The following is a 19,317-nucleotide window of genomic DNA, read 5'->3' on the forward strand; positions in this document are numbered from 1 at the left end:
CATCCGATGCGTCATCAGGGCAGCTGGCAGCCGCTGTTGTGGCTGTTGCTCGCCTTGAGCGTCGTGGGCTACACGGTCCACCCCGTCGTGCTGCTGCCGGAGCGCGCGCCCGCGGTGACCGAACTGGTCGCCACCGCCGATGACTGCGCATCGTCGAACCCGTCGGGTGCCGCGCAGGCCTCCGAACGCCCGATCGCCGACCACTCCTCGGCCCGGACGGTGGCGCCGCCGGCCGTCGATGCCGGCACCGCCCGATGCCACGAGCTCACGCCGCCGGCCGCCGGCGCGCAACCGCCGGGATCGGCGGGGCCGCGCTCGGCGGTCGACCGTGCCCTGCTGCAGGTGTGGCTGCGCTGATCGGAGAGGCACCGCACGCCTCAGCACCGAGATCACGCAGCTGCTCCAGGAGAACATGCATGGGAACCGGGCACGACCACGCCACCGGACCGGCGGCGTCGCGGCGCATCCGCGTCATCATCATCGCCGTCATGCTGCCGGTGATCGCCGCGACCCTGGCGGCGATCGCCGTGCTCTGGCCCCGCGCCGAGCCGGCCCGCGTGGACGGCGACACCGGCAGGCGCCACCTCGGCACCGTCACCCGGGTCGAGCAGCGCGCCTGCGCCCCGGACGAGATCGTCCAGACCCCCACCGGCATCGTCACCAGCCGGTGCGGCACGGTGGAGGTCCGCGTCGAGGACGGACCCGACGCCCGCCGCACCATCCGGACCCCGCTGCCCGACGGGCCGCAGGCGCCGCGCGTCTCGGTCGGCGACGAGGTCGTCATGCTGCTCGTCGACACGCCAGAGGGGCCGGAAGCCCAGCAGTACACCATCATCGACCACCAGCGCGGCAAGCCCCTGATCTGGCTCGCCCTCCTCGGCGCCCTCGTGATCGTGGTGTTCGGCCGATGGCGCGGGCTCGCGGCGCTGGCCGGGCTCGGGGTCAGCTTCGCCGTGCTGCTGCTGTTCGTCGTGCCCGCCATCGCCGCCGGTCAGCCGCCCCTCGCCGTCGCGGTCGCCGGCTCGGCGGCGATCATGCTGGCCGTGCTGTACCTCACCCACGGCATCTCGGTGCGCACCTCCGTGGCGGTCCTGGGCACGCTCGCCAGCCTCGTCCTCACCGGTGTGCTGGGCGTGTGGTCGGTCGACCTGACCCACCTCACCGGCAACGGCGGCGAGAACGCGACCACCCTCGCCATGTTCTTCCAGGCCGTCGACCTGCACGGACTGCTGCTCGCGGGCATCGTCATCGGCTCGCTCGGCGTGCTGGACGACGTCACCGTCACCCAGGCCGCGGCGGTGAGCGAACTGGCCGCCGCCGACCCCGGCATGACCCGGCGGCAGGTGTACCGCGCCGCGACCCGCGTCGGCCGGGCACACATCGCCGCCGTGGTGAACACGCTGGTCCTCGCCTACGCCGGCGCGTCGCTGCCGGTGCTGCTGCTCATCGCGGCCGGCAACCAACCCTTCGCGGAGACGATCACCAGCGAGTTCCTCGCCCAGGAAGTCGTCCGCAGCGTCGTGGCCACGATCGGCATCGTCGCCGCCGTGCCGATCACCACCGCGCTCGCCGTGCTCATCTCGGTGGAGCGGCAGACGGCACCCGAACCGGAGCGACCGGCGGCCGCCACACCACCGGACGACGACCCGTGGCGCGACGACGACGGGGACGACCTGTGGACCTCCGCACGCCCCGCCGGGTAGCCGCGACTGGTGCGGCGACTGTCATCGCATGCCTGCCGCGAGCGCGTGTTCGACGGCCGTCCGGACCTCCCCGTCGTGCTGCGGCAGCAGCGGCATGCGGGGAGGGCGGCAGGCGCCTCCGTGGCGTCCTGTGAGGTCCATGGTGAGTTTGATCGCCTGGACGAACTCGGTCTTCGCATCCCAGCGCAGCAGCGGGTGCAGCGTCCGATAGAGCGGCAGTGCCGTGTGCTGGTCACCGCTGACCGCGGCTCGGAACAGTCGCACACAGGCTTCCGGCAGCGCGTTGGGGAAGCCCGCGATCCAGCCGGTCGCTCCGGCCAGGGCCATCTCGACGACGAGATCGTCGGTGCCGATCAGCACGTCCAGGTCGGGGGCCAGCTCGGCGAGTTGATAGCCGCGACGCGCGTCACCGCTGAACTCCTTGACGGCGACGATGGAGCCCTCGGCATGCAGTCGCGCCACCAGCTCCGGGGTGAGGTCGACGCGGGTGTCGTAAGGGTTGTTGTACGCCACGACGGGCAGGCCCACCTTGGCCACCTCGGCGTAGTGCGCGAGCACGGCACGCTCGTCAGCGCGATAGGCGTTGGGAGGTAGCAGCAGCACCGCGTGCGCTCCGGCCTCCGCCGCCTGCTCGGCCCAGCGCCGCGCGTCGCGAGCGCCGTAGGCGGCGACGCCGGGCACGACGGAGAATCCGTCCGGGGCCGCGGCGACCGCGGCGCGCACCACGTCGGCGCGTTCGCGTTCGTCGAGCACCTGGTACTCGCCCAGGGAACCGTTGGGGACGACACCGTCGCAGCCGGATTGCGCGAGCCAGCGCACGTGCTCTGCGTAGCCGTCCAGGTCGACGGACAGGTCATCCCGGAACGGCAGGGCGGTCGCGACGACGACACCGCGCCAGGGTGTGGTGGCCATGGTGGGTTCTCCTAGGGTTGGGGTGCGGACAGATCTGGTGCGGCGTCTGCGAGCAGGCGCAGCGGCACCGGCTGAGCGATGGGCCGGTTGGCCCAGGTCGCGAGATCGGCCGGCGACGCCGGCCGTCCTCCGAAGTGGGTGATGAGCGTGGATACCGCGTGGGCACAGACCCGGCCCTGGCACCAGCCCATGCCGGCTCGGGTGAGCAGTTTCCCGGTCCGCGGCTGGGTGGCGCCGTCCTGCTCGACGGCCGCGCGCACGCGTTCGGCGGGGACCTCCTCGCAACGACAGACGATCGTCTCCGGCGTGAGCCAGCCGACCCAACCAGCAGGGACCCGGTAGACGTCATGCATGGCGGCGGCGAAGCGGCGCAGTGCGGTCCGGCGGGACAGCAACCGGCGGGGCACCCTGCCCGGTTTCCCGACGCCGGCTCGGATCGCGAGGCCGGCGATGACGCCTTCCACCTCGGACAGTGCCGCGCCGCCGATCCCGGTCACTTCGCCGGCGGCGTAGACCGACGGCACGTTCGTGCGCTGCCCGGCGTCGACGTCGGCGACCACGCTGCCGTCGACGTCGACCCGCGTGGCGCAACCGAGCTGCACCAGCAGCTCGGTCTGCGGCGTGAACCCGTAGCCGATCGCCAGGGTGTCGCACGGCACGCGGCGCCGGGTGCCCGGCACGGGATTGCCGGCACGGTCCAGTCGCGCGACCGTCACCGCGGCCAGATGTGTGTCCCCGTGCGCGGCGACGACCGCCCAGCCGCTGTGCATCGGGATGCGATGGCGCAGCAGTGTCGCGTGGTGTCTCGCGGCCTCGACGAGCTTGCCGGCGTTCTGCGCGAGGGTCGTCGCGTGGCGCAGGAACCGGCTGACACGCGCAGCCTCGTAGACCCCGACGACGGTGGCGCCGGCCCGGCCCAGCCCGGCGGCGACCGGCAGCAGGAACGGTCCCGACCCCGCGACCACCACCCGCCGGCCCGCGAGCACGAGATTTCCTTTGAGCAGCGCCTGCGCTGCGCCGGCGGTGAGCACTCCGGGGAGATCCCAGCCGGGGAACGGCAGTTGCCGGTCGTAGCCACCGGTGGCGATCAGCAGCGCCCGCCCGCGGATCGTGACGCCCACGGGTCGGCGCAGGTCGGTTACGGCACGCACAGTGATCAGGCCGTCCGCCTGTTCCACCGACCAGACGTGGTGATCGGGCAGGTGGGTGACTCCGGGGAGATCGGCCAGGCGATCGCGGAATGCGCAGAAGTGCCGCCAGCCGTGATGCAGCGCCTGCGGCCGGGTGGCGTGGAACGCGGCCGGCGGGTGACGGTGAAACTGCCCGCCCAGGCGCGGTCCGGCATCGACGAGTGCCACCTGGAGACCCGCCTGCCCGATGGTGTGGGCGCCGGACATGCCGGCCGGACCGGCGCCGATGACGACCGCGTCATAGGTCGGCATCACATGGTCCCGGTGCGCACGACGTCGCCGGGGCGGGCCTCGATCTGGCATACGCGCAGCGCCGGACCGTCGTTGACGGTCATCAGGCAGTCGAAGCAGATCCCGATACCGCAGAACATCCCCCGACCGCGGCCGGTGCCGCGCGTGTGCCGGGTGCTGCGCACCCCGGCCGCCCACAGCGCGGCGCCGATCGTCTGTCCCGGGACGGCGCGCACCGGCTGGTCGTCCACGATGATCTCGAAGGGCGGATCAGGATCGGCATGGACGAGCCGCCAGGGCTCGGGTGGTGGATTCACGTCGCCTCCTCGGTGGGCGCACCGGTGCGCGCACCGTCCGCCGGGTCGCTGAACCGGTCGGGCCGGAACGGATACAGGTCGAGGGTCGGCTCGGCGCCGGTGAGCACCTGGCCGATGAGGTGGCCGGAGGCAAGGGCGAGTCCGATCCCGGCGCCCTCGTGGCCGCACGCGTGCAGCAGTCCCGGCACCCGGGGGTCCGCTCCCAGCGCCGGCAGGTGGTCCGGCATGTACGGCCGGAAGCCCAGGTAGGCCCTGATGACCGAGACGTCGGCGAGCACGGGGAACAGCTCCGTCGCGTGTCTGGCGAGCCGTGCCAGCACCGGTATCGGCATGGCGCGGTCGAACCCCACCCGCTCCCGGCTGGCACCGATGAGGACGGTGCCGGCGCGGGTGCCCTCGATGACGGGCGACACCTGCAGGTCGGTGGCGTCGCTCATGACGTCGGTCGTGTAGCCGGCGCCGTACACCTTGTGCCGGACGATCGCCGGGAGCGGCTGTGTGACGAGGATGCATCCGCGTCGCGGGAGCACCGGCATCCGTACACCGGCGAGCGCGGCCATCTGGCCTGCCCAGACGCCAGCTGCGTTGACCACGGACCCCGCCGGGATCGTGCCGCCCGGCGTGCTGACGCCGATCACCCGTCCGTGCCCGTCACGACGCATCGCGATCACCGGAGTGTCGGGGTGGATGGTGGCTCCGCGGTCACGGGCGAGGCGCAGCAGCAACGCGGCGGCGAGCATCGGCTGCACCTGGGCGTCCTGCGGGTATCGGACCCCGCCGGCGAGTCCCGGGGCCAGGTGCGGCTCGAGTTCGGGCAGGTCGTCCGCCGTGACGACCTGCGTCTGCACGCCGCCGGCTCGCTGCTCGGCGGCGAACCGGCGCAACGCCCGCATGTCGGCCTCGCCGGCCGCGACCACCAGGCCGCCCTTCGGCTCGTACTCGATGGCGTCGCCGTGCTCGGCGCCGAACTGCCGCCACAGCGTGCTGGACAGCACGGCGAGGTCGAGCTCCGCCCCTGGGCCCTTGTCCGAGACGAGGATGTTGCCCTCCCCCGCGCCCGTCGTGCCGCCGATGACCGGGCCCCGATCGAGCACCGCCACCCGCAGGCCCGCACGTGCCGCGGCGAAGGCACAGGCGGCGCCGATGATCCCGGCGCCGATCACCACCACATCGGCTCCACGAGCCATATCCGACACGCCAGTAATATGTCACACACCACTGACGACCACAATATCCGTGAGCCTCGTTTGCCCCACCCCGCATGTCCACCGCGCCGGGAGTAGGCGAAAATGCCAGGACACCGAGCACATCGAGGGTGGAAGGTGGCAAGCAGATGAATCCGGGAGATCCATCGGAGGCGGGCGGACACGCCAACCTCGGCCTACCGGTCATGGGTCACCGTCGCAGCCTCCGAGAGGACATCGCGCAAGCGCTCCGGGCCGCCATCATCGCCGGGCGGCTGCGCCCGGACGTGCTGTACTCCGCACCCACGCTGGCGAGCGAGTTCGGCGTGTCCCCCACACCGGTGCGCGAGGCGATCCTCGACCTGGCGAAGGAAGACCTGATCTCCATCGCCAAGAACAAGGGCTTCCGGGTCAACTCCGTCTCCGACGAGGAGCTGGACGAGATCACCCAGATCCGCGAACTGCTCGAGGTGCCGACCGTCGCGGGACTGGCCGGCCGGCTCACCGACGAACAGCTCGGAAACCTGCAGTCGCTGGCAAGCAGCATCGTCGCGGCCGCGCAAAGGTCAGACGTCGTCGGATACATCGAGGCCGACACCGCGTTCCACCTGACGTTGCTCGGCTTCGCCGGCAACGCGCGACTGACCGCGCTGGTCGCGGACCTGCGCAACCGCAGCCGGCTCTACGGTCTCGGCACGCTGCTGAACGAGGGCACGCTGATCGACTCGGCGAACGAACATCTGCAACTGGTGGAGCTGCTGCGCGGCAAGAACGAACGTGCGATCGTGAAACACATCCGCGGCCACCTGCGGCATGTCCGCGGAATCTGGGCGGATCGCCCCGAAACCACCCATCCGGCCGCCGCTGCTCCGAGCTGACGTCGCCATACGACACGCGACGCCGGGCGGGGATCGGATCGGGTGGGCGCTCATGTGCGGCCGGACCCCGCCGATGAGCTGATCGCCGTGTAGCCCTGAGCTCCCGGTGCGGCAGGAAGGCCACGAAGCGGATGAGGTGATCCGATGAGCGCGGTGCAGCCCCCGGAGCAACGAACAGCGTTTCGCGCCTTCACCGCAGTGTCAGCCGTCATCGGTGTCGCGGTCCTGGCCCTGTCCGGGACGCAATGGGCCGAGAAGGTCGGCCGGCCGCACGTGCTGCAGATGGACGCGGCCGCTGTCGCGTTGACCGCCCTCGCGATCGCCGTGCTCGCCAGATCGCCTCTGGTGATGTCCGGCCTGCGCGCCGAGGTGACGATGCTGCTCGACACCACTGTGTATGTCGTCGTGGCGCACATCGTGCCGTTCAGCGTCGCCGTGCAGTGCGTCGCCGTCGGGATGATCGTCGCGTGCTGGACGCTGTCCATGAACACCATGGTCAGGGTGGCTCACCTCACCGCCGCGACGGCGGTGTGGGCAGGTGTCATCGCGGTCAAGCCGCTCGTGGAGCTGTGGCTGAGCGGCTTTCCGCAGCTCCTTGCCAGCACGCTGGTGCTGGGCGTGCTCGGTGAGACCGGCACGCTCGCCGTCGTCGCCGTGACCGCCTACTTCGCTCGCGGCCGCAACGCGGTGGCGCTGTTCACCGCGAGCGTCGGTGTCGAGTTCCTGGTCGGGTGCGCGCAGGGCGCGCTGGCGTGTCTGACGGTCGCGATCTTCCGCGACGCGCCGGCCGCCACGCCGCTGCTCATCGTGCCGATCGGGATGCTGATGGTGATCTCCCGTGCGCTGGTCCGCTCACAGCTGGCCAACATCCGCAGCACGGTGCTCTCAGACGCCGTGCTGCACCTGCAACGGTGCACGGACCCGGCCGCGATCCAGCACGCCACGCTCGACTACGCGGCACGCATGCTGCGCTCCAGGCACGCCGTGTACACCGACAGGCCGGCCGCCAAGGGCGAGATCTGCGCGGTCGTCCACCAGCCGGACGACACACCGCTGCGGCTGCTCGCCGAACCACGCACCACCAACGAACGGTTCCGCGCCGAGGACGAGCAGGCGCTGGCCGCCCTCGCCGCGACCTCGTCCGCGGCGCTGCGGGCCATCGATCTCATCGCCACCATGCGCTGGCGGGCCATGCATGACGCGCTGACGCAGCTGCCCAACCGGGCGCTCTTCCTGGAGCGGGCCGACGACGCCTTGACCCGACGGCGGGAGGGCGAGTCGGTCGCGATCCTCTTCGTGGACCTGGACGGGTTCAAGGCGGTCAACGACACGCTGGGGCACGACGTGGGCGACACCCTGCTGCAGGAGACAGCCACCCGCCTCGCCGAGATCGTCCAGGCCCCGAACACGATCGCCCGGCTCGGCGGCGACGAGTTCTGCGTGCTGCTGCGCGACGTCGCCTCCCCCGCGGCCATCGATGACATCGTCGACGACATCTGCCGGCGCGTCGCCGAACCGGTCGTCGTCGCCGGGCGGCAGGCACGTGTCGGTGCGAGCATCGGCATCGCGATCGCCCCGGACGACGGCACCACCACCTCCGCGTTGATGCACCATGCCGACGAGCGGATGTACAGCCGCAAGCGCTCCCGGCGCAGCGCCGCCGCGGCGGCCGCGGCAGACGCGGGTCACGAGCTGTCACAGACCGCGGCGCTGTAGCGTCCGTCCTGCGGCGTCGCGCCGGGACGCCGATACAGTGGGCGCCGGGACGCCGGTCCGCTCGCACGGGCCCGTAGCAGCGTCGGGTCCGTGGTGTCGGGCCTCGGCCGCGGCGTCTCCGCGATGACATCGAGGGGCGCTGTGCACGACGAGATCGACGAGCTGGTCGACGACCTGGCGGCGGCGGCCGGGCTCGCCGTGCAGCTCACCGACACCAACTTCAACTCCCTCACCTTCGGCCCGCACCGCGGCGAGGTCGACTGGATCCGGCGCGAGACGCTGCTGACCCGGACCACGTCGGCCGAGATCCGCCGGTATCTGGACACCTTCAACGTGCGCACCGCCATGGGACCGGTACACATCCCGGCCGACCCGTCCCGCGACACGATGGCCCGGCTGGTCGTGCCGGTCCGCAGCAACGGGCGCACGGTGGGCTTCCTGTGGTTTCTCGACGACGGCACCGCCGCGCACCCGGCCGTCCTCGATCGGATCGTCGCGGCCGCCGAGCGGCTCGGCCGCCTCCTCAATCGTGACGCGCACCGGCAGCAGCTCGTCGCGGACCGGCTGCGCGACCTCGTCGGCGAGCACGAGCCGAGCCGCCAGGAGTCGATCCGCTTCTTCGAGGACCAGGGCTGGTCCGCTCGGCGCGTGGCGGTGACGGTGGCCGCGGCTGTCGATCCGGCGGCGCAGCCGATGGACCAGACGGCGGTCACCGAGGCGCTGGACGCGCCGCGGGGGCTGGACCGGAAGGTGCTGCGGGCCGTCCACGACGACGCCGTCGTGCTGCTCTCCCTCGCGGCGGCCGCGGAGGACCCGCACCGCACTGCCGGACGCGCACTGGATGTCCTCGCCGCGGGCGGCGTTGCCGGCTGGGTCGCCGGGGTCGGCGGCGTGCATCCGACGCTCGCCGGTGCGGCGGACAGCTACCGGCAGGCGCGGTGCGCGCTGCGGGTGGCCCGGTCGATGCCCGAACACCGCCCGATCGCCGACTGGCCGCGGCTGGGGGCGCTGCGGGTGCTCACACTGCTGCCCGTCCAAGCGCTCCAGCAGGCGATCGAACCGCGGCTGCTGCCGGTCCTCGCCGACGCCACCCTCGTCGAGACGCTGCGCACCTACCTCGTCGAGGCCGGCGACATCCGTCGCACCTGCGCCGCGCTCCACGTGCACCGCGGGACCGTCTACTACCGGCTTCGCAAGATCGAACAGTTGTCGCAGCTGTCCCTTCGCGACGGCGACGATCGGCTCACCATCCACACGAGCCTGCACATGGCGCGGCTCGCCGGCATGGCCTGACCGTCGTTCGACAATTGTCGAAAGCATGCCCGGCACCGTTCGACAGCCGGCGATAGCCCGAGTGCCAGGACGAACCTACGGTGAGCTCATGCCGAACCAGCTGTTGCTCGCCGCATCCCGTAGCCCGCGCACCCGCACGGCGGTGTCGCGCTTCCGCCTCACCCGGCGGCTGGTCGACCGGTTCGTCGCCGGCGAAGACGAGCAGCAGGTCGTCCCGGTGGCAGACCGCCTGGTCCGGGCCGGCCTCACCGTGACGATCGACCACCTCGGGGAGGACACCCGCACAGCGCAGCAGGCGCGTGCGACCCGCGACGCCTACACAGCGCTGCTGGCAGCGCTGCACGGTGCCGGTCTCGCCGCGGCGGCGGAGGTGTCGGTGAAGCTGTCGGCGCTCGGCGCCGCGGTCCCCGGCGACGGTAGCCGGTACGCGGACGAGTACGCCCATGATGTCTGCGCCGCCGCGGCCGCCGCCGGCACGACGGTCACCTTCGACATGGAGGACCACACCACCGTGGACACCACCTTGTCGCTGGTCGGCCGGCTGCGCCTGCAGTTCCCCTGGGTCGGCGTGGCGGTGCAGACCTACCTGCGGCGCACCGCGGCCGACTGCCGGGATCTCGCGTATCCGGGCAGCCGGGTGCGCCTGGTGAAGGGCGCGTACGCCGAACCCGCCTCGGTGCTCGTCCGTAACGCACGCGAGGTCGATGCGGCGTACCGTGCGTGCCTGGAGACGCTGCTGCGCGCCGGCGCCTATCCGATGGTCGCCACGCACGATCCGGCGCTGATCGCCCACGCCTCGGCGCTGACCGGTGAGCTGTCCGTGCCGTCGGACGGGTACGAGTTCCAGATGCTGTACGGCGTCCGCTCACAGGAGCAGCTGCGGCTCGCGCAGGCCGGCAACCGGATGCGGGTGTACCTGCCGTACGGCGACGACTGGTACGGCTACTTCATGCGCCGCCTCGCCGAACGGCCCGCCAACCTCCTGCTCCTGACGCGTTCCCTGCTGCCCGGCGCGCACCGATGACACCCGTACGCGGACCGGGTCAGCCGGGCTGGACCGTCACCGTCCGCACCGTGGTGTAGAAGTCCATCGCCGCCTTGCCCTGCTCCGGCGGACCGTAGCTGGAGGCCTTGACGCCTCCGAACGGCAGATGGAAGTCGACGCCGGTGCTCGGCGCGTTCACCTTCACCAGCCCGGTCCCCAGCTCCTCCACGAGTCGCAGCGCGTGTCCCAGGTCGGCGGTGTAGACCGCGCTCACGAGCCCGTACGCACCACTGTTGGCCATCGCCACCGCGGTCGGCACATCCGCAGCGGTCTGCAGCAGGCAGAACGGTCCGAACGTCTCGTGCCGCGCCAGCGCATGGCCTTCGGAGAGGCCGCCGACGAGGATCGGCGCGACCAGGTTGTCCGATGCGGTGCCGCCCGCCAGCACGGTGCCTCCCGACTGGCGGGCCTCACGGGCCGCGGCGAGCATGCGGCCGCGGGCCGCGTCGTCGATCACCGGGCCGCACACGGTCTTGGGGTCGCCGGGATCCCCGCACGGCAGCTCGTCGATCGCCATGAGCAGCGCCTCACGCAGTGGCTCGCTCGCCGCGCCGACGCCGATGATCCGGCGCGTGGCCGTGCACTTCTGTCCCGCATAGCCGTAGGCCGCGGCCACGATGTGCCGGGCGGCCCGGTCGAGGTCGGCGTCCGGCAGGACGATCGCCGGGTTGTGCCCGCCCATCTCCGCCTGCACCGGGACGCCGGTGGTGACCGCGCGCGCCGCCACCACCGTGCCGGCCTGCACCGAGCCGGTGAACGACACCACATCGGTGGTGGAGGTCAACACCTGGCCTTCGCTCGCATGCCCGGGGACCACCTCGACGAGCCCGTCCGGCAGTGGGCCGGCCAGCAGTTCGAACAGCCGCATGGCGCACGCGGTCGCCTGCGGCGCGGGTTTCAGCACCACCGCGTTGCCCGCGGCGAGCGCGGGCGCGGCCTTCCACAGGGGGATGGCGAACGGGAAGTTCCACGGCGTGATGAGCCCGGCGACCCCGAGCGGGCGGCGGCGGGTGTACAGCAGCCCCGTCCCGGTCGGCTCGTGGACGGCACCCGCCGGGTCGTAGACCTGTTGCGCGTAGTACCGCAGGATCGCCACGGTCCGGTCCACTTCGGCGGTCGCCTCGGTGACCGGTTTGCCGACCTCCCGGACGGCGAGCGCGATGAGCTCGTCACGGGCCGCGTGCACCCGTCCGGCCGCCTCGGTGAGCGCGGCCGCGCGTTCGCCGGCCCGGCATCCGCCCCATTCGCGCTGCGCCAGGCGGGCCCGCTCGACGGCGGCGACGACGCCGCCCATTCCGGCGGCGGGAACGGTGACGACGATGTCGTCCGGTTGTTGTGGTGATCGGCTCTGCACGGATCTCACAGCAGGAAGCCCTTCGGGAACGGATCGGTCGGGTCGAGCAGGTACTGCGCGGTCGCGGTGATCCAGGCGCGGCCGGTGATCGCCGGGACGACCGCGGGCCGGCCGGCCACGGTCGTCGCCGCGACGAGCCGTCCGGTGAACTCGCTGCCGATGAACGACTCGTTGCGGAACTCGGCGTCCAGCGGCAGCTCGCCGCGGGCGTGCAGCTGGGCCATGCGCGCGCTGGTGCCGGTGCCGCACGGGGACCGGTCGAACCAGCCTGGATGGATCACCATCGCGTGCCGCGACCGTTTGGCGTCCGAACCCGGCGCGGCGAGGTAGACGTGCCGGCAGCCGGCGATGCCCGGATCCTCGGGGTGGACGGGTTTGCGCTGCTCGTTGACCGCCGCCATGACCGCCAGCCCGGCCTCGATGATGCTGCCGGCGGCGCCGCGTTCGAAGGGCAGTCCCAACCGCTCCAGCGGCAGGATCGCGTAGAAGTTGCCGCCGTACGCCATGTCGTAGCGGACGTCGCCGAACCCGCCGACGGTGACGGTCAGGTCCGCCGCGTCCAGATATGCCGGCACGTTGGTGAGGGTGACGGCGGTGGCGGCGCCGTCCCGGACGTGCACGTCGACGACGACGAGGCCGGCGGGGGTGTCGAGGCGGATCGTGGTGACCGGTTCCACCACCGGCACCATGCCGGTCTCGACCAGGACGGTCGCGACGCCGATCGTGCCGTGCCCGCACATCGGCAGGCAGCCGGACACCTCGATGTACACCACGCCCCAGTCCGCGTCCGGGCGGATCGGCGGTTGCAGGATCGCGCCGCTCATCGCGGCGTGGCCGCGTGGCTCGAACATCAGCAGGGTCCGCACGTGGTCGAGGTGTTCGATCACGTACCGGCGGCGCTCGGCCATGCTGTTGCCGGGAATCAGACCGACTCCCCCGGTGATCACCCGGGTCGGCATGCCTTCGGTGTGCGAGTCGACGGCGTGGAACATGTGTCTGGAACGCATCGGGTGGCCTCCGCGGCGCTGGTTCGGTCGTGACGGTGCTGGGGGTCGTCGGTGGCTGGTCGGTTCGTCCGTGGGCCCGCACGGCGGTCACCGCAAACCGTTGCCCCCTGTCCAGGCACCCGGACAGGGGGCAACGGCCCCACCCCACGGAAAGGTCTCGGCGGACGCCCGTGCGTCAGGCGGCTGTGCGGTGCATCCACGACTCGACATCCGCCGCGGTGCGCGGCAGGTCGGCCGACAGGACCCGGTGACCGTCGGAGGTGATGAGGATGTCCTCCTCGATACGGAATCCCAGGCCCCGCAGTTCGACCGGGATGAGCTCGTCGTCAGGCTGGAAGTACAGGCCCGGTTCGACGGTCAGGACGTGCCCCGGTTCGAGCACCCCGTCGAGGTACCGGTCGGCGGGTGCCAGCGCACAGTCGTGGACGTCCAGGCCGAGCATGTGTCCGGATCCGCACAGGGTCCACCGGCGGTAGACGCCGGACTCCTCCTCGAGCGCCTCGGCGGCCGTGCACGGCAGGACCCCGAGGTCTTCCAGGCCCTGGGCCAGCACCGCCATGCCCGCCCGGTGGAAGGCGCGGAACGGTGCGCCGGGGCGCAGGCAGGACAAGGCCACATCGTTGGCCCGCCGGCACAGCTCGTACAGGTCGCGTTGCAGCGGGGTGAACCGTCCCGAGATCGGCAGGACCCGCGTGATGTCGGCGGTGTACAGCGTCCGGGTCTCGACACCCGCGTCGAGCAGCAGCAGGTCGCCGTCGCGAACCGGGCCGTCGTTGCTGGTCCAGTGCAGGGTCGTCGCGTGGGCGCCGGCCGCGACGATCGAGTGGTATCCGACGTCGTTGCCCTCCACGCGCGCCCGTGTCCAGAAGACGCCTTCCAGGTATCGCTCCGACGTGTCGCGTGCCTGTGGCAAGGCCCGGACCACGTCTTCGAACCCGCGGGTGGTCGCGGCGACCGCGTGCTCCAGCTGCGCGATCTCCCAGTCGTCCTTGATCAGGCGCAGCTCGTCCAGCGCCGCGGCGAACTCGGCGTCGGCGCCGCTGTCGTCCGCCGGGACGAGCCGGTCGACGCGCGGATCGACGTCGCGCAGGACGAGTGTCGGCGCGGACAACCGCAGCTCGTGCTCCAGCTCGGTGATGTGCCGGGTGGGGATGTCGCAGCGCCGCGCGGTTTCCAGCAGCGTGGGACGCCGGCCGTTCCACAGCTCGCCGTAGCGACGGTCGCGGTAGAACTCGTCGTCCTTACGGTCGCTGCGCGGGCGCAGGAACAGCGTGGCGGACCCGTCCGGCGAGATGACCAGGACCCCGTCGGAGGTCTGATCGCCGGTGAGCCAGGTGTAGTTGGAGTGCGGGCGGAACCGGAAGTCGGTGTCGTTGCTGCGGCGCAGGTCACCGCCGGCGGGCACGAGGAGGCGATGGCCGGCGAACTGGGCGTGGAGCCGCTCCCGACGTGCGCGGGTGAACGGCACGACCGGGTCGGCCGGTAGGTCGGCCCGCTCGGTGTCCGCCCAGCCGGTTCGCATGAACTCGGCCAATGTTCGGCTGACGGCTAGGTCATGGCTGCCGGTACGCAGCGGCGGCTGTGTCACGAGGTCCTTCTACGGGGTCGGTGGCGCTGGACGGCCTGCGCTCCGCTGGTCCGAGACGCGGCTGACGCGGCAGGCGTGCAGCCAGAGTCGCACCGCCGGTGCCGGGCGACTCATCAGCCGAGGCATAGAAGTTCGCTATGGCAGCGCGCGGTCGCACCGGTTCGGCCTCCGGTCGCGTCCACGTGTCACCGAGCCGGGCCCCGAGCATGGACACTGTAATATGTTACAGATAACATCGCACGCTGCACGGGGGCTAATCCCACGCGGGCCGCATCGGCCCGGTCCAATCGAGGGGTCGCCATGCAGCTGCCGCACCCGAACCTGTCGGCAACCATCCCGCCGGTCCTACCAGCACCGGTCCGAACACGAACCGACCCGCCGCCGGGCACGCCGTTCACGGCCGGCCGGCCGCCGACCGGCGGCACGACCCGGCCCGGGATCGGTTTCGTGCTCGTCGCAGCGCTCGCGCTCGGCGCGTGCCAGGACGGCGGCGGGCGGGAGCTCGTGCCCCACGACGGCGGAACCCTGCACGTGGTGATCGGTGGGGCGCTGGCGCACCTCGACCCACAACGGGTGTACGCCGTCACCGAGGCCAACGTGAGCCGGCTGCTCACCCGGACGCTGACGACGTTCAGGTCGGTGCCGGGGGCGGCCGCGAGCGAGGTCGTCGGCGACCTGGCCACGGATGCGGGCCGGCCGAGCGAGCGCAATCAGGTCTGGGACTTCACGCTCAAGGACGACGTGCGGTGGGAGGACGGCACCCCGGTGACGTGCGCCGACGTGAAGTACGGCATCCAGCGCAGCTTCGCACCGCAGTTCGACGACGGGGCGAAGTATCCCGGCCAGTACCTGCAACCGAATCCGAAGCCGTACACCGGCCCGTTCACGACCGGCGGCGACAGCGCGGGCCTGCGCTCCGTCGAATGCCTGACGCCGCAGAGCATCCGCTTCCACCTCAAGCAGCCCGTCGGCGACTTCGGCTACGCCGTCGCGCTGTCGGTGTTCGCGCCGGTGCCCGCCACGAAGGACACCGGGGAGGCCTACGACCGGCGGCCCTACTCCAACGGACCGTACAAGATCGAGTCGTCGACGGCGCAGGAGCTGGTGCTCACCCGCAATCCGTTCTGGCACCGCGGCACCGACACCGTTCGCGGCGCGCACCCGGATCGCGTGGTGATCACCTGGCGCAACGACACCACGGCGGTGACCGCGAACCTCATCGACAGCGACGGCGCGTGGGCGGACACGATCGCGATCGACCGGGACGCCGCGCCGAACTTCGTCCAGCAGATCATCAACGATCCGGTGCTGGCCGGCCGGGCGGTCATCGGCAGCACCGGCGGGGTGCGGTACTTCGCGCTCAACACCCGCACCCTGCCGGGCCTCGCCTGCCGGCAGGCGCTCACCTACGCGTTGAACAAGCGGCGGCTGCGGGCCTCGCTGGGTGGCTTCGTCGTCGGGGAGTTCGCGACGACCATGCTGGCGCCGCAGTTGAAGTCGCACCGGGCGTTCGATCTCTACGGTTCGGCGGCGAATCCGGACGGCGACCCGGAGCGTGCGCTGCGGTTGCTCCAGCAGGCGGCGGCGACCGGCCGGCCGTGCCCGGCGCGTATCCGGTTGGCGTATCCGAACTCCAGCGACGTCGCGCGGGCGATCAGCACGGTGGTGGAGTCGTATCAGCGCATCGGTGTCGAGGTGGTCCGTAGGCCGTACCCGTCCCAGTCGTACTACTCGACCGGTATCGGTGACCCCGCCAACGGCAACGACATGATGTGGGCCGGCTGGGTGCCGGACTGGCCGAACGGCTCGGCGGTGATCCCGCCGCAATTCGACGGCCGGAACGTGCCGAGGGACGGCTCCACGGGCAACACCGACTACGCCAACTTCAACGACCCGCAGATCAACGCCATGATCGACGAGGCGCTGGCCGAGTCGAACCTGGAGCGGCAGTACCGGTTGTGGGGCGCGTTGGACGAGGCGATCCAGGCCCAGGCCGTCAGCATCCCTGTGTTCTACATCAAGGCGTTGCGGATGGCCGGCGCGAACGTCCGCAACGGGTTCATCCACCCGCAGTTCGGCCAGCCGGATCTGTGCGCGCTGTACCTCGCCTGAGCCGGAGGGTCACGGCGGGGGGCCGACACCCGCCACGCAGTGCGGCTCCCCGCGCCGGGTGCGGCGCGGGGAGCCTCGTTGCGGGATGCCGGTCAGTACCGGGTGCTGACGGTGACGCCGGAGCAGGCGGTCCGGCCGTACAGGCTGATGTAGTTGTAGCCGGCGGGCGGGTTGGTGATGGTCAGTGTTTCGGCGTTGGTGCTGCCGGTGGACGATCGGGAGTAGTTGGTGGTCGTCGCCCAGCTGGTCGGGCTGTAGTACAGGTCGCAGTTGCCCGTCCCGCCGCTGGCGGCGATGGTGAGGGTCGTGACGCCGGACGGCAGGTACATGTACAGGTAGTTGTAGTTGCCGGCGGTCGCCGACCGCGCCGAGCGCTGGCAGTTGCGGTCGAGGACACGCGTGTCGGAGCCGGTGCACTCCGGCAGCGTGGTGCCGCCGCCGGTGGACACGGAGACCGACTGGGTCGTCGTGGCGGTGGCGCCCTGGTTGTCGGTGACCTTCAGGGTGACCGAGTACGTGCCGGCCGCGGTGTAGGTCTTGCTCGGGTTGGCGGCGGTGGAGGTGCTGCCGTCACCGAAGGTCCACTGGCGCGACGCGATGCTGCCGTCGCTGTCGGTGGAGCGGTCGGTGAACGTGGCGGTGAGTCCGCTGGTGGCGACGGTGAACGAGGCCGTGGGCGGCTTGTTGGTGGGCGGGGTGGTGCTGCCGCCGCAGTCGCCGGCGGCGCAGCGGGTCAGCCACGCGTCGAAGTCGGCGTCGTACCGGCTGCCGATGCTGCTGGTCAGGTAGGTGCGGGCGGTGGTGTACGCACCGGTTCGGTAGTAGCCGAGGAGGGTCATCGTCTCGGCGCGGTGCGACTGGAGCATGTACCGGACGGCCAGGTAACCCCAGTTGTAGATGCGGGTCTGGTCATTGCTATAGGTGGTGTCGAACAGCGTACGCAACGTGTAGGTGTGGTAGCCGGCCTGCGTCTGCGCGGAGGTGTAGGCCACGTTGCGGTACGAGTACGAGATGTACTCGGCGAAGCCCTCGATCCACCAGATGGTCGGCGTGGTGACGTTGGCGTTGAAGTCGCCGTACATGTCGAAGCGGCCGTCGAGGAAGTGCGTGTACTCGTGGTTGAGGTTCCAGATCTGGAACACGGGCCGGACCCACTCGGCCTCGTAGGCGATGAACCGCGCCTGGTTGTTGGGGTCGGACGGGGTGCCCTCCAGGTACATGCCGCCATTGTTGGTGTCGATGCCGTAGATCGCGCCGGCGTAGGTCTGGTAGTCGGTGCTGGAGTCGAACACCACGACCTCGATGTCCGAGTTCACGTCGCCGGCGACGGGCCCGCTGTCGGCGACCACGCTGTGGAAGTACGCGTCCTGCGACAACAGGCTGCTGCACGACTGGCTGAGCTCGGACGAGGTCATGCTCTGCGCGACGATCCTGATCGACGCGCTGCAGGTGTAGTTGATCGGCAGCACCGAGCTGGACAGCCGGGCGGAGAGGTTGCAGGTGTTGTAGTAGCTGCAGTTCGCCGCGTCGTAGTACTGCGTCATCTCGGCCACGCCGACCCACAGCGGCGCGGTGCGGCCGGTCATGCTGCTGCTGGACAGCAGCCCGCCGGCCAGCGGCCGGACGGTGGGCTGCAGCGCGGTCTCCTGCAGGAACCGGCCGAGTTCCCGGCCCGCGTTGGAGGTGAGGTAGGCGTTGTCGGTGCCGAGCAGGTCGAGGTGGCCCGACGCGAAGTTGTACAGGTTGTTCAGCACGGTGCGGTCGGACTGCACCGCGGTGACGAACGCGGGCACCTGGTGGCCCCGGAAGAGCACCGTGTAGACGTTGTTGACGGCGCTGAGCATGTACCACGACGCGTTGTACGACGAGTTGTAGCCGGTCAGGAGCCGGTTCACGACGTACAGGTACCGTGCGTTCTCCTGGGCGCTGTCGATCAGCGTGACCGCCTCGGCGAGGGTTTCGCCGTTGGCGTCGGTGACGTCCCAGGCGCGCGAGCCGGCGAAGAACGCGTCCAGGCCGGACCGGATCGCCGTCTGCAGTGATGTGCCGTAGGTGCCGACAGAGGTGTCGTACCACTGCACGTAGTAGCCGGCGCGCAGGTAGAGCACCAGCTGCGGCATCCCCGTGCTGGAGTTGCCCGGGTAGCTGGATGCGCCGTCCCGCACCGCGTACGCGACGCTGGCCATCTGCGCCTCACGGAAGGCGTTGTACGCGTCGCTGCCGGAGAGGCTGAACAGGCTGTTGATGCAGTCCACCGACGACGACTTGATCTGGCTCACCAGCGCGGATCCGGTCCGGCTGGTGAAGTCGGAGGTGTTGCAGGCGGCCGCCGCGAGCGAAGCGCGGTCCGACGGGCGGGCCTGGCGGACGGTGGCGGCCGGCCGGTCGTAGTCGGTCCGGGTGGCCGTGTTCGCGGCCGGTTGCGGCGCCCGGCGGTTCACCGGCTGCGCCTGCCTGTCGAGGTGCCGGTCGGTGGTGGCGAGGTCGGCCGCGGCGGGCGGTGCCTTGGTCGTGCTCGCCGAGGCGGCCGCCGCACCGGAAGGTGAGGCGGGGCCCGCCGCCGCCGGCACCGCCGTCAGTCCGCCCGCGAGAGCGAGCAGCAGTGCGGCGCCGGACAGCCGGGCGATTCTTCGCCGGAGCTGGCTTGTGGTCATGCGATCTCCTTGGGGGTTTGGCGAGCCGAAGCACGGACCACAGGACACGTGATTACATGCTTCGATGTGTTGCTCGGCGCTGGACGCTAACCAGCGCGGGAGATCGGCGACAACCGGTCCACATGGGACAGTC

15 protein-coding genes are annotated in these 19,317 nt (G+C 71.4%); 7 read left to right on the forward strand and 8 right to left on the reverse strand.

Annotated features, from left to right (window positions below):
* The first annotated feature begins 6 nt into the window (after positions 1–6).
* The gene (locus AB0I21_RS22455) at positions 7–357 is read left to right on the forward strand and encodes a hypothetical protein (RefSeq protein WP_360563813.1); all 351 of its coding nucleotides are present in this window, start codon (positions 7–9) and stop codon (positions 355–357) included.
* A gap of 59 nt (positions 358–416) precedes the next feature.
* Positions 417–1,703 (forward strand): YibE/F family protein, encoded by a 1,287-nt coding sequence (locus AB0I21_RS22460; RefSeq protein WP_360563815.1) that lies wholly within the window; start codon positions 417–419, stop codon positions 1,701–1,703.
* 21 nt (positions 1,704–1,724) lie between these two features.
* Here AB0I21_RS22460 and AB0I21_RS22465 read toward each other — a convergent pair whose 3' ends face one another.
* From AB0I21_RS22465 to AB0I21_RS22480, 4 genes are read right to left on the reverse strand one after another with little or no spacing between them, the layout of a single operon-like run.
* Positions 1,725–2,615 carry a dihydrodipicolinate synthase family protein gene (locus AB0I21_RS22465; RefSeq protein ID WP_344500483.1) on the reverse strand — a complete coding sequence of 297 codons (891 nt, stop codon included), beginning with the start codon at positions 2,613–2,615 and terminating at the stop codon, positions 1,725–1,727.
* Positions 2,616–2,626: 11 nt separating this feature from the next.
* Positions 2,627–4,057, reverse strand: coding sequence for an FAD-dependent oxidoreductase (locus AB0I21_RS22470; RefSeq protein ID WP_360563817.1), 1,431 nt, complete (start codon positions 4,055–4,057; stop codon positions 2,627–2,629).
* Positions 4,057–4,353 carry a (2Fe-2S)-binding protein gene (locus AB0I21_RS22475; protein ID WP_360563818.1) on the reverse strand — a complete coding sequence of 99 codons (297 nt, stop codon included), beginning with the start codon at positions 4,351–4,353 and terminating at the stop codon, positions 4,057–4,059. The genes AB0I21_RS22470 and AB0I21_RS22475 overlap by 1 nt, the downstream gene beginning before the upstream one ends.
* The gene (locus tag AB0I21_RS22480; RefSeq protein ID WP_360563819.1) at positions 4,350–5,522 is read right to left on the reverse strand and encodes an FAD-dependent oxidoreductase; all 1,173 of its coding nucleotides are present in this window, start codon (positions 5,520–5,522) and stop codon (positions 4,350–4,352) included. The genes AB0I21_RS22475 and AB0I21_RS22480 overlap by 4 nt, the downstream gene beginning before the upstream one ends.
* Before the next feature lie 146 nt (positions 5,523–5,668).
* Between AB0I21_RS22480 and AB0I21_RS22485 the strand changes: the two genes are divergently transcribed.
* From AB0I21_RS22485 to AB0I21_RS22500, 4 genes are all read left to right on the forward strand, one after another.
* Positions 5,669–6,415, forward strand: a complete 747-nt coding sequence (locus AB0I21_RS22485) for a GntR family transcriptional regulator (protein WP_360563821.1) — start codon at positions 5,669–5,671, stop codon at positions 6,413–6,415.
* 144 nt (positions 6,416–6,559) lie between these two features.
* On the forward strand, positions 6,560–8,131 hold the full coding sequence (locus tag AB0I21_RS22490) for a GGDEF domain-containing protein (protein WP_360563823.1): 1,572 nt from the start codon (positions 6,560–6,562) through the stop codon (positions 8,129–8,131).
* A 141-nt stretch (positions 8,132–8,272) separates the two neighbouring features.
* The gene (locus AB0I21_RS22495) at positions 8,273–9,424 is read left to right on the forward strand and encodes a helix-turn-helix domain-containing protein (RefSeq protein ID WP_360563825.1); all 1,152 of its coding nucleotides are present in this window, start codon (positions 8,273–8,275) and stop codon (positions 9,422–9,424) included.
* A gap of 88 nt (positions 9,425–9,512) precedes the next feature.
* Complete coding sequence (locus tag AB0I21_RS22500) at positions 9,513–10,448, forward strand: proline dehydrogenase family protein (protein ID WP_360563827.1); 936 nt, start codon at positions 9,513–9,515, stop codon at positions 10,446–10,448.
* Between the two features lie 19 nt (positions 10,449–10,467).
* Here AB0I21_RS22500 and AB0I21_RS22505 read toward each other — a convergent pair whose 3' ends face one another.
* From AB0I21_RS22505 to AB0I21_RS22515, 3 genes are all read right to left on the reverse strand, one after another.
* The gene (locus AB0I21_RS22505; RefSeq protein ID WP_360563829.1) at positions 10,468–11,832 is read right to left on the reverse strand and encodes an aldehyde dehydrogenase family protein; all 1,365 of its coding nucleotides are present in this window, start codon (positions 11,830–11,832) and stop codon (positions 10,468–10,470) included.
* Positions 11,829–12,830 carry a proline racemase family protein gene (locus tag AB0I21_RS22510; protein ID WP_360563831.1) on the reverse strand — a complete coding sequence of 334 codons (1,002 nt, stop codon included), beginning with the start codon at positions 12,828–12,830 and terminating at the stop codon, positions 11,829–11,831. The genes AB0I21_RS22505 and AB0I21_RS22510 overlap by 4 nt, the downstream gene beginning before the upstream one ends.
* Before the next feature lie 175 nt (positions 12,831–13,005).
* Complete coding sequence (locus AB0I21_RS22515) at positions 13,006–14,352, reverse strand: aminopeptidase P family protein (protein ID WP_360563832.1); 1,347 nt, start codon at positions 14,350–14,352, stop codon at positions 13,006–13,008.
* A 366-nt stretch (positions 14,353–14,718) separates the two neighbouring features.
* Between AB0I21_RS22515 and AB0I21_RS22520 the strand changes: the two genes are divergently transcribed.
* Positions 14,719–16,530, forward strand: a complete 1,812-nt coding sequence (locus AB0I21_RS22520) for an ABC transporter substrate-binding protein (RefSeq protein ID WP_360563833.1) — start codon at positions 14,719–14,721, stop codon at positions 16,528–16,530.
* A 92-nt stretch (positions 16,531–16,622) separates the two neighbouring features.
* On the opposite strand, the gene AB0I21_RS22525 is transcribed toward AB0I21_RS22520, so the two are convergent.
* Positions 16,623–19,184 carry a collagenase gene (locus AB0I21_RS22525; RefSeq protein ID WP_360563834.1) on the reverse strand — a complete coding sequence of 854 codons (2,562 nt, stop codon included), beginning with the start codon at positions 19,182–19,184 and terminating at the stop codon, positions 16,623–16,625.
* Positions 19,185–19,317: the final 133 nt, after the last annotated feature.

Source organism: Dactylosporangium sp. NPDC050588, assembly GCF_040654975.1.
Classification (GTDB): domain Bacteria; phylum Actinomycetota; class Actinomycetes; order Mycobacteriales; family Micromonosporaceae; genus Dactylosporangium; species Dactylosporangium maewongense.

What these genes read in the sequence shown, in the direction of transcription:
- AB0I21_RS22455 (WP_360563813.1), top strand. Translation starts at nt 7, where the DNA reads ATGCGTCATCAGGGCAGCTGGCAGCCGCTGTTGTGGCTGTTGCTCGCC.
- AB0I21_RS22460 (WP_360563815.1), top strand. Translation starts at nt 417, where the DNA reads ATGGGAACCGGGCACGACCACGCCACCGGACCGGCGGCGTCGCGGCGC.
- AB0I21_RS22465 (WP_344500483.1), bottom strand. Translation starts at nt 2,615, where the DNA reads ATGGCCACCACACCCTGGCGCGGTGTCGTCGTCGCGACCGCCCTGCCG.
- AB0I21_RS22470 (WP_360563817.1), bottom strand. Translation starts at nt 4,057, where the DNA reads ATGCCGACCTATGACGCGGTCGTCATCGGCGCCGGTCCGGCCGGCATG.
- AB0I21_RS22490 (WP_360563823.1), top strand. Translation starts at nt 6,560, where the DNA reads ATGAGCGCGGTGCAGCCCCCGGAGCAACGAACAGCGTTTCGCGCCTTC.
- AB0I21_RS22500 (WP_360563827.1), top strand. Translation starts at nt 9,513, where the DNA reads ATGCCGAACCAGCTGTTGCTCGCCGCATCCCGTAGCCCGCGCACCCGC.
- AB0I21_RS22510 (WP_360563831.1), bottom strand. Translation starts at nt 12,830, where the DNA reads ATGCGTTCCAGACACATGTTCCACGCCGTCGACTCGCACACCGAAGGC.
- AB0I21_RS22515 (WP_360563832.1), bottom strand. Translation starts at nt 14,352, where the DNA reads ATGCGAACCGGCTGGGCGGACACCGAGCGGGCCGACCTACCGGCCGAC.
- AB0I21_RS22520 (WP_360563833.1), top strand. Translation starts at nt 14,719, where the DNA reads ATGCAGCTGCCGCACCCGAACCTGTCGGCAACCATCCCGCCGGTCCTA.
- AB0I21_RS22525 (WP_360563834.1), bottom strand. Translation starts at nt 19,184, where the DNA reads ATGACCACAAGCCAGCTCCGGCGAAGAATCGCCCGGCTGTCCGGCGCC.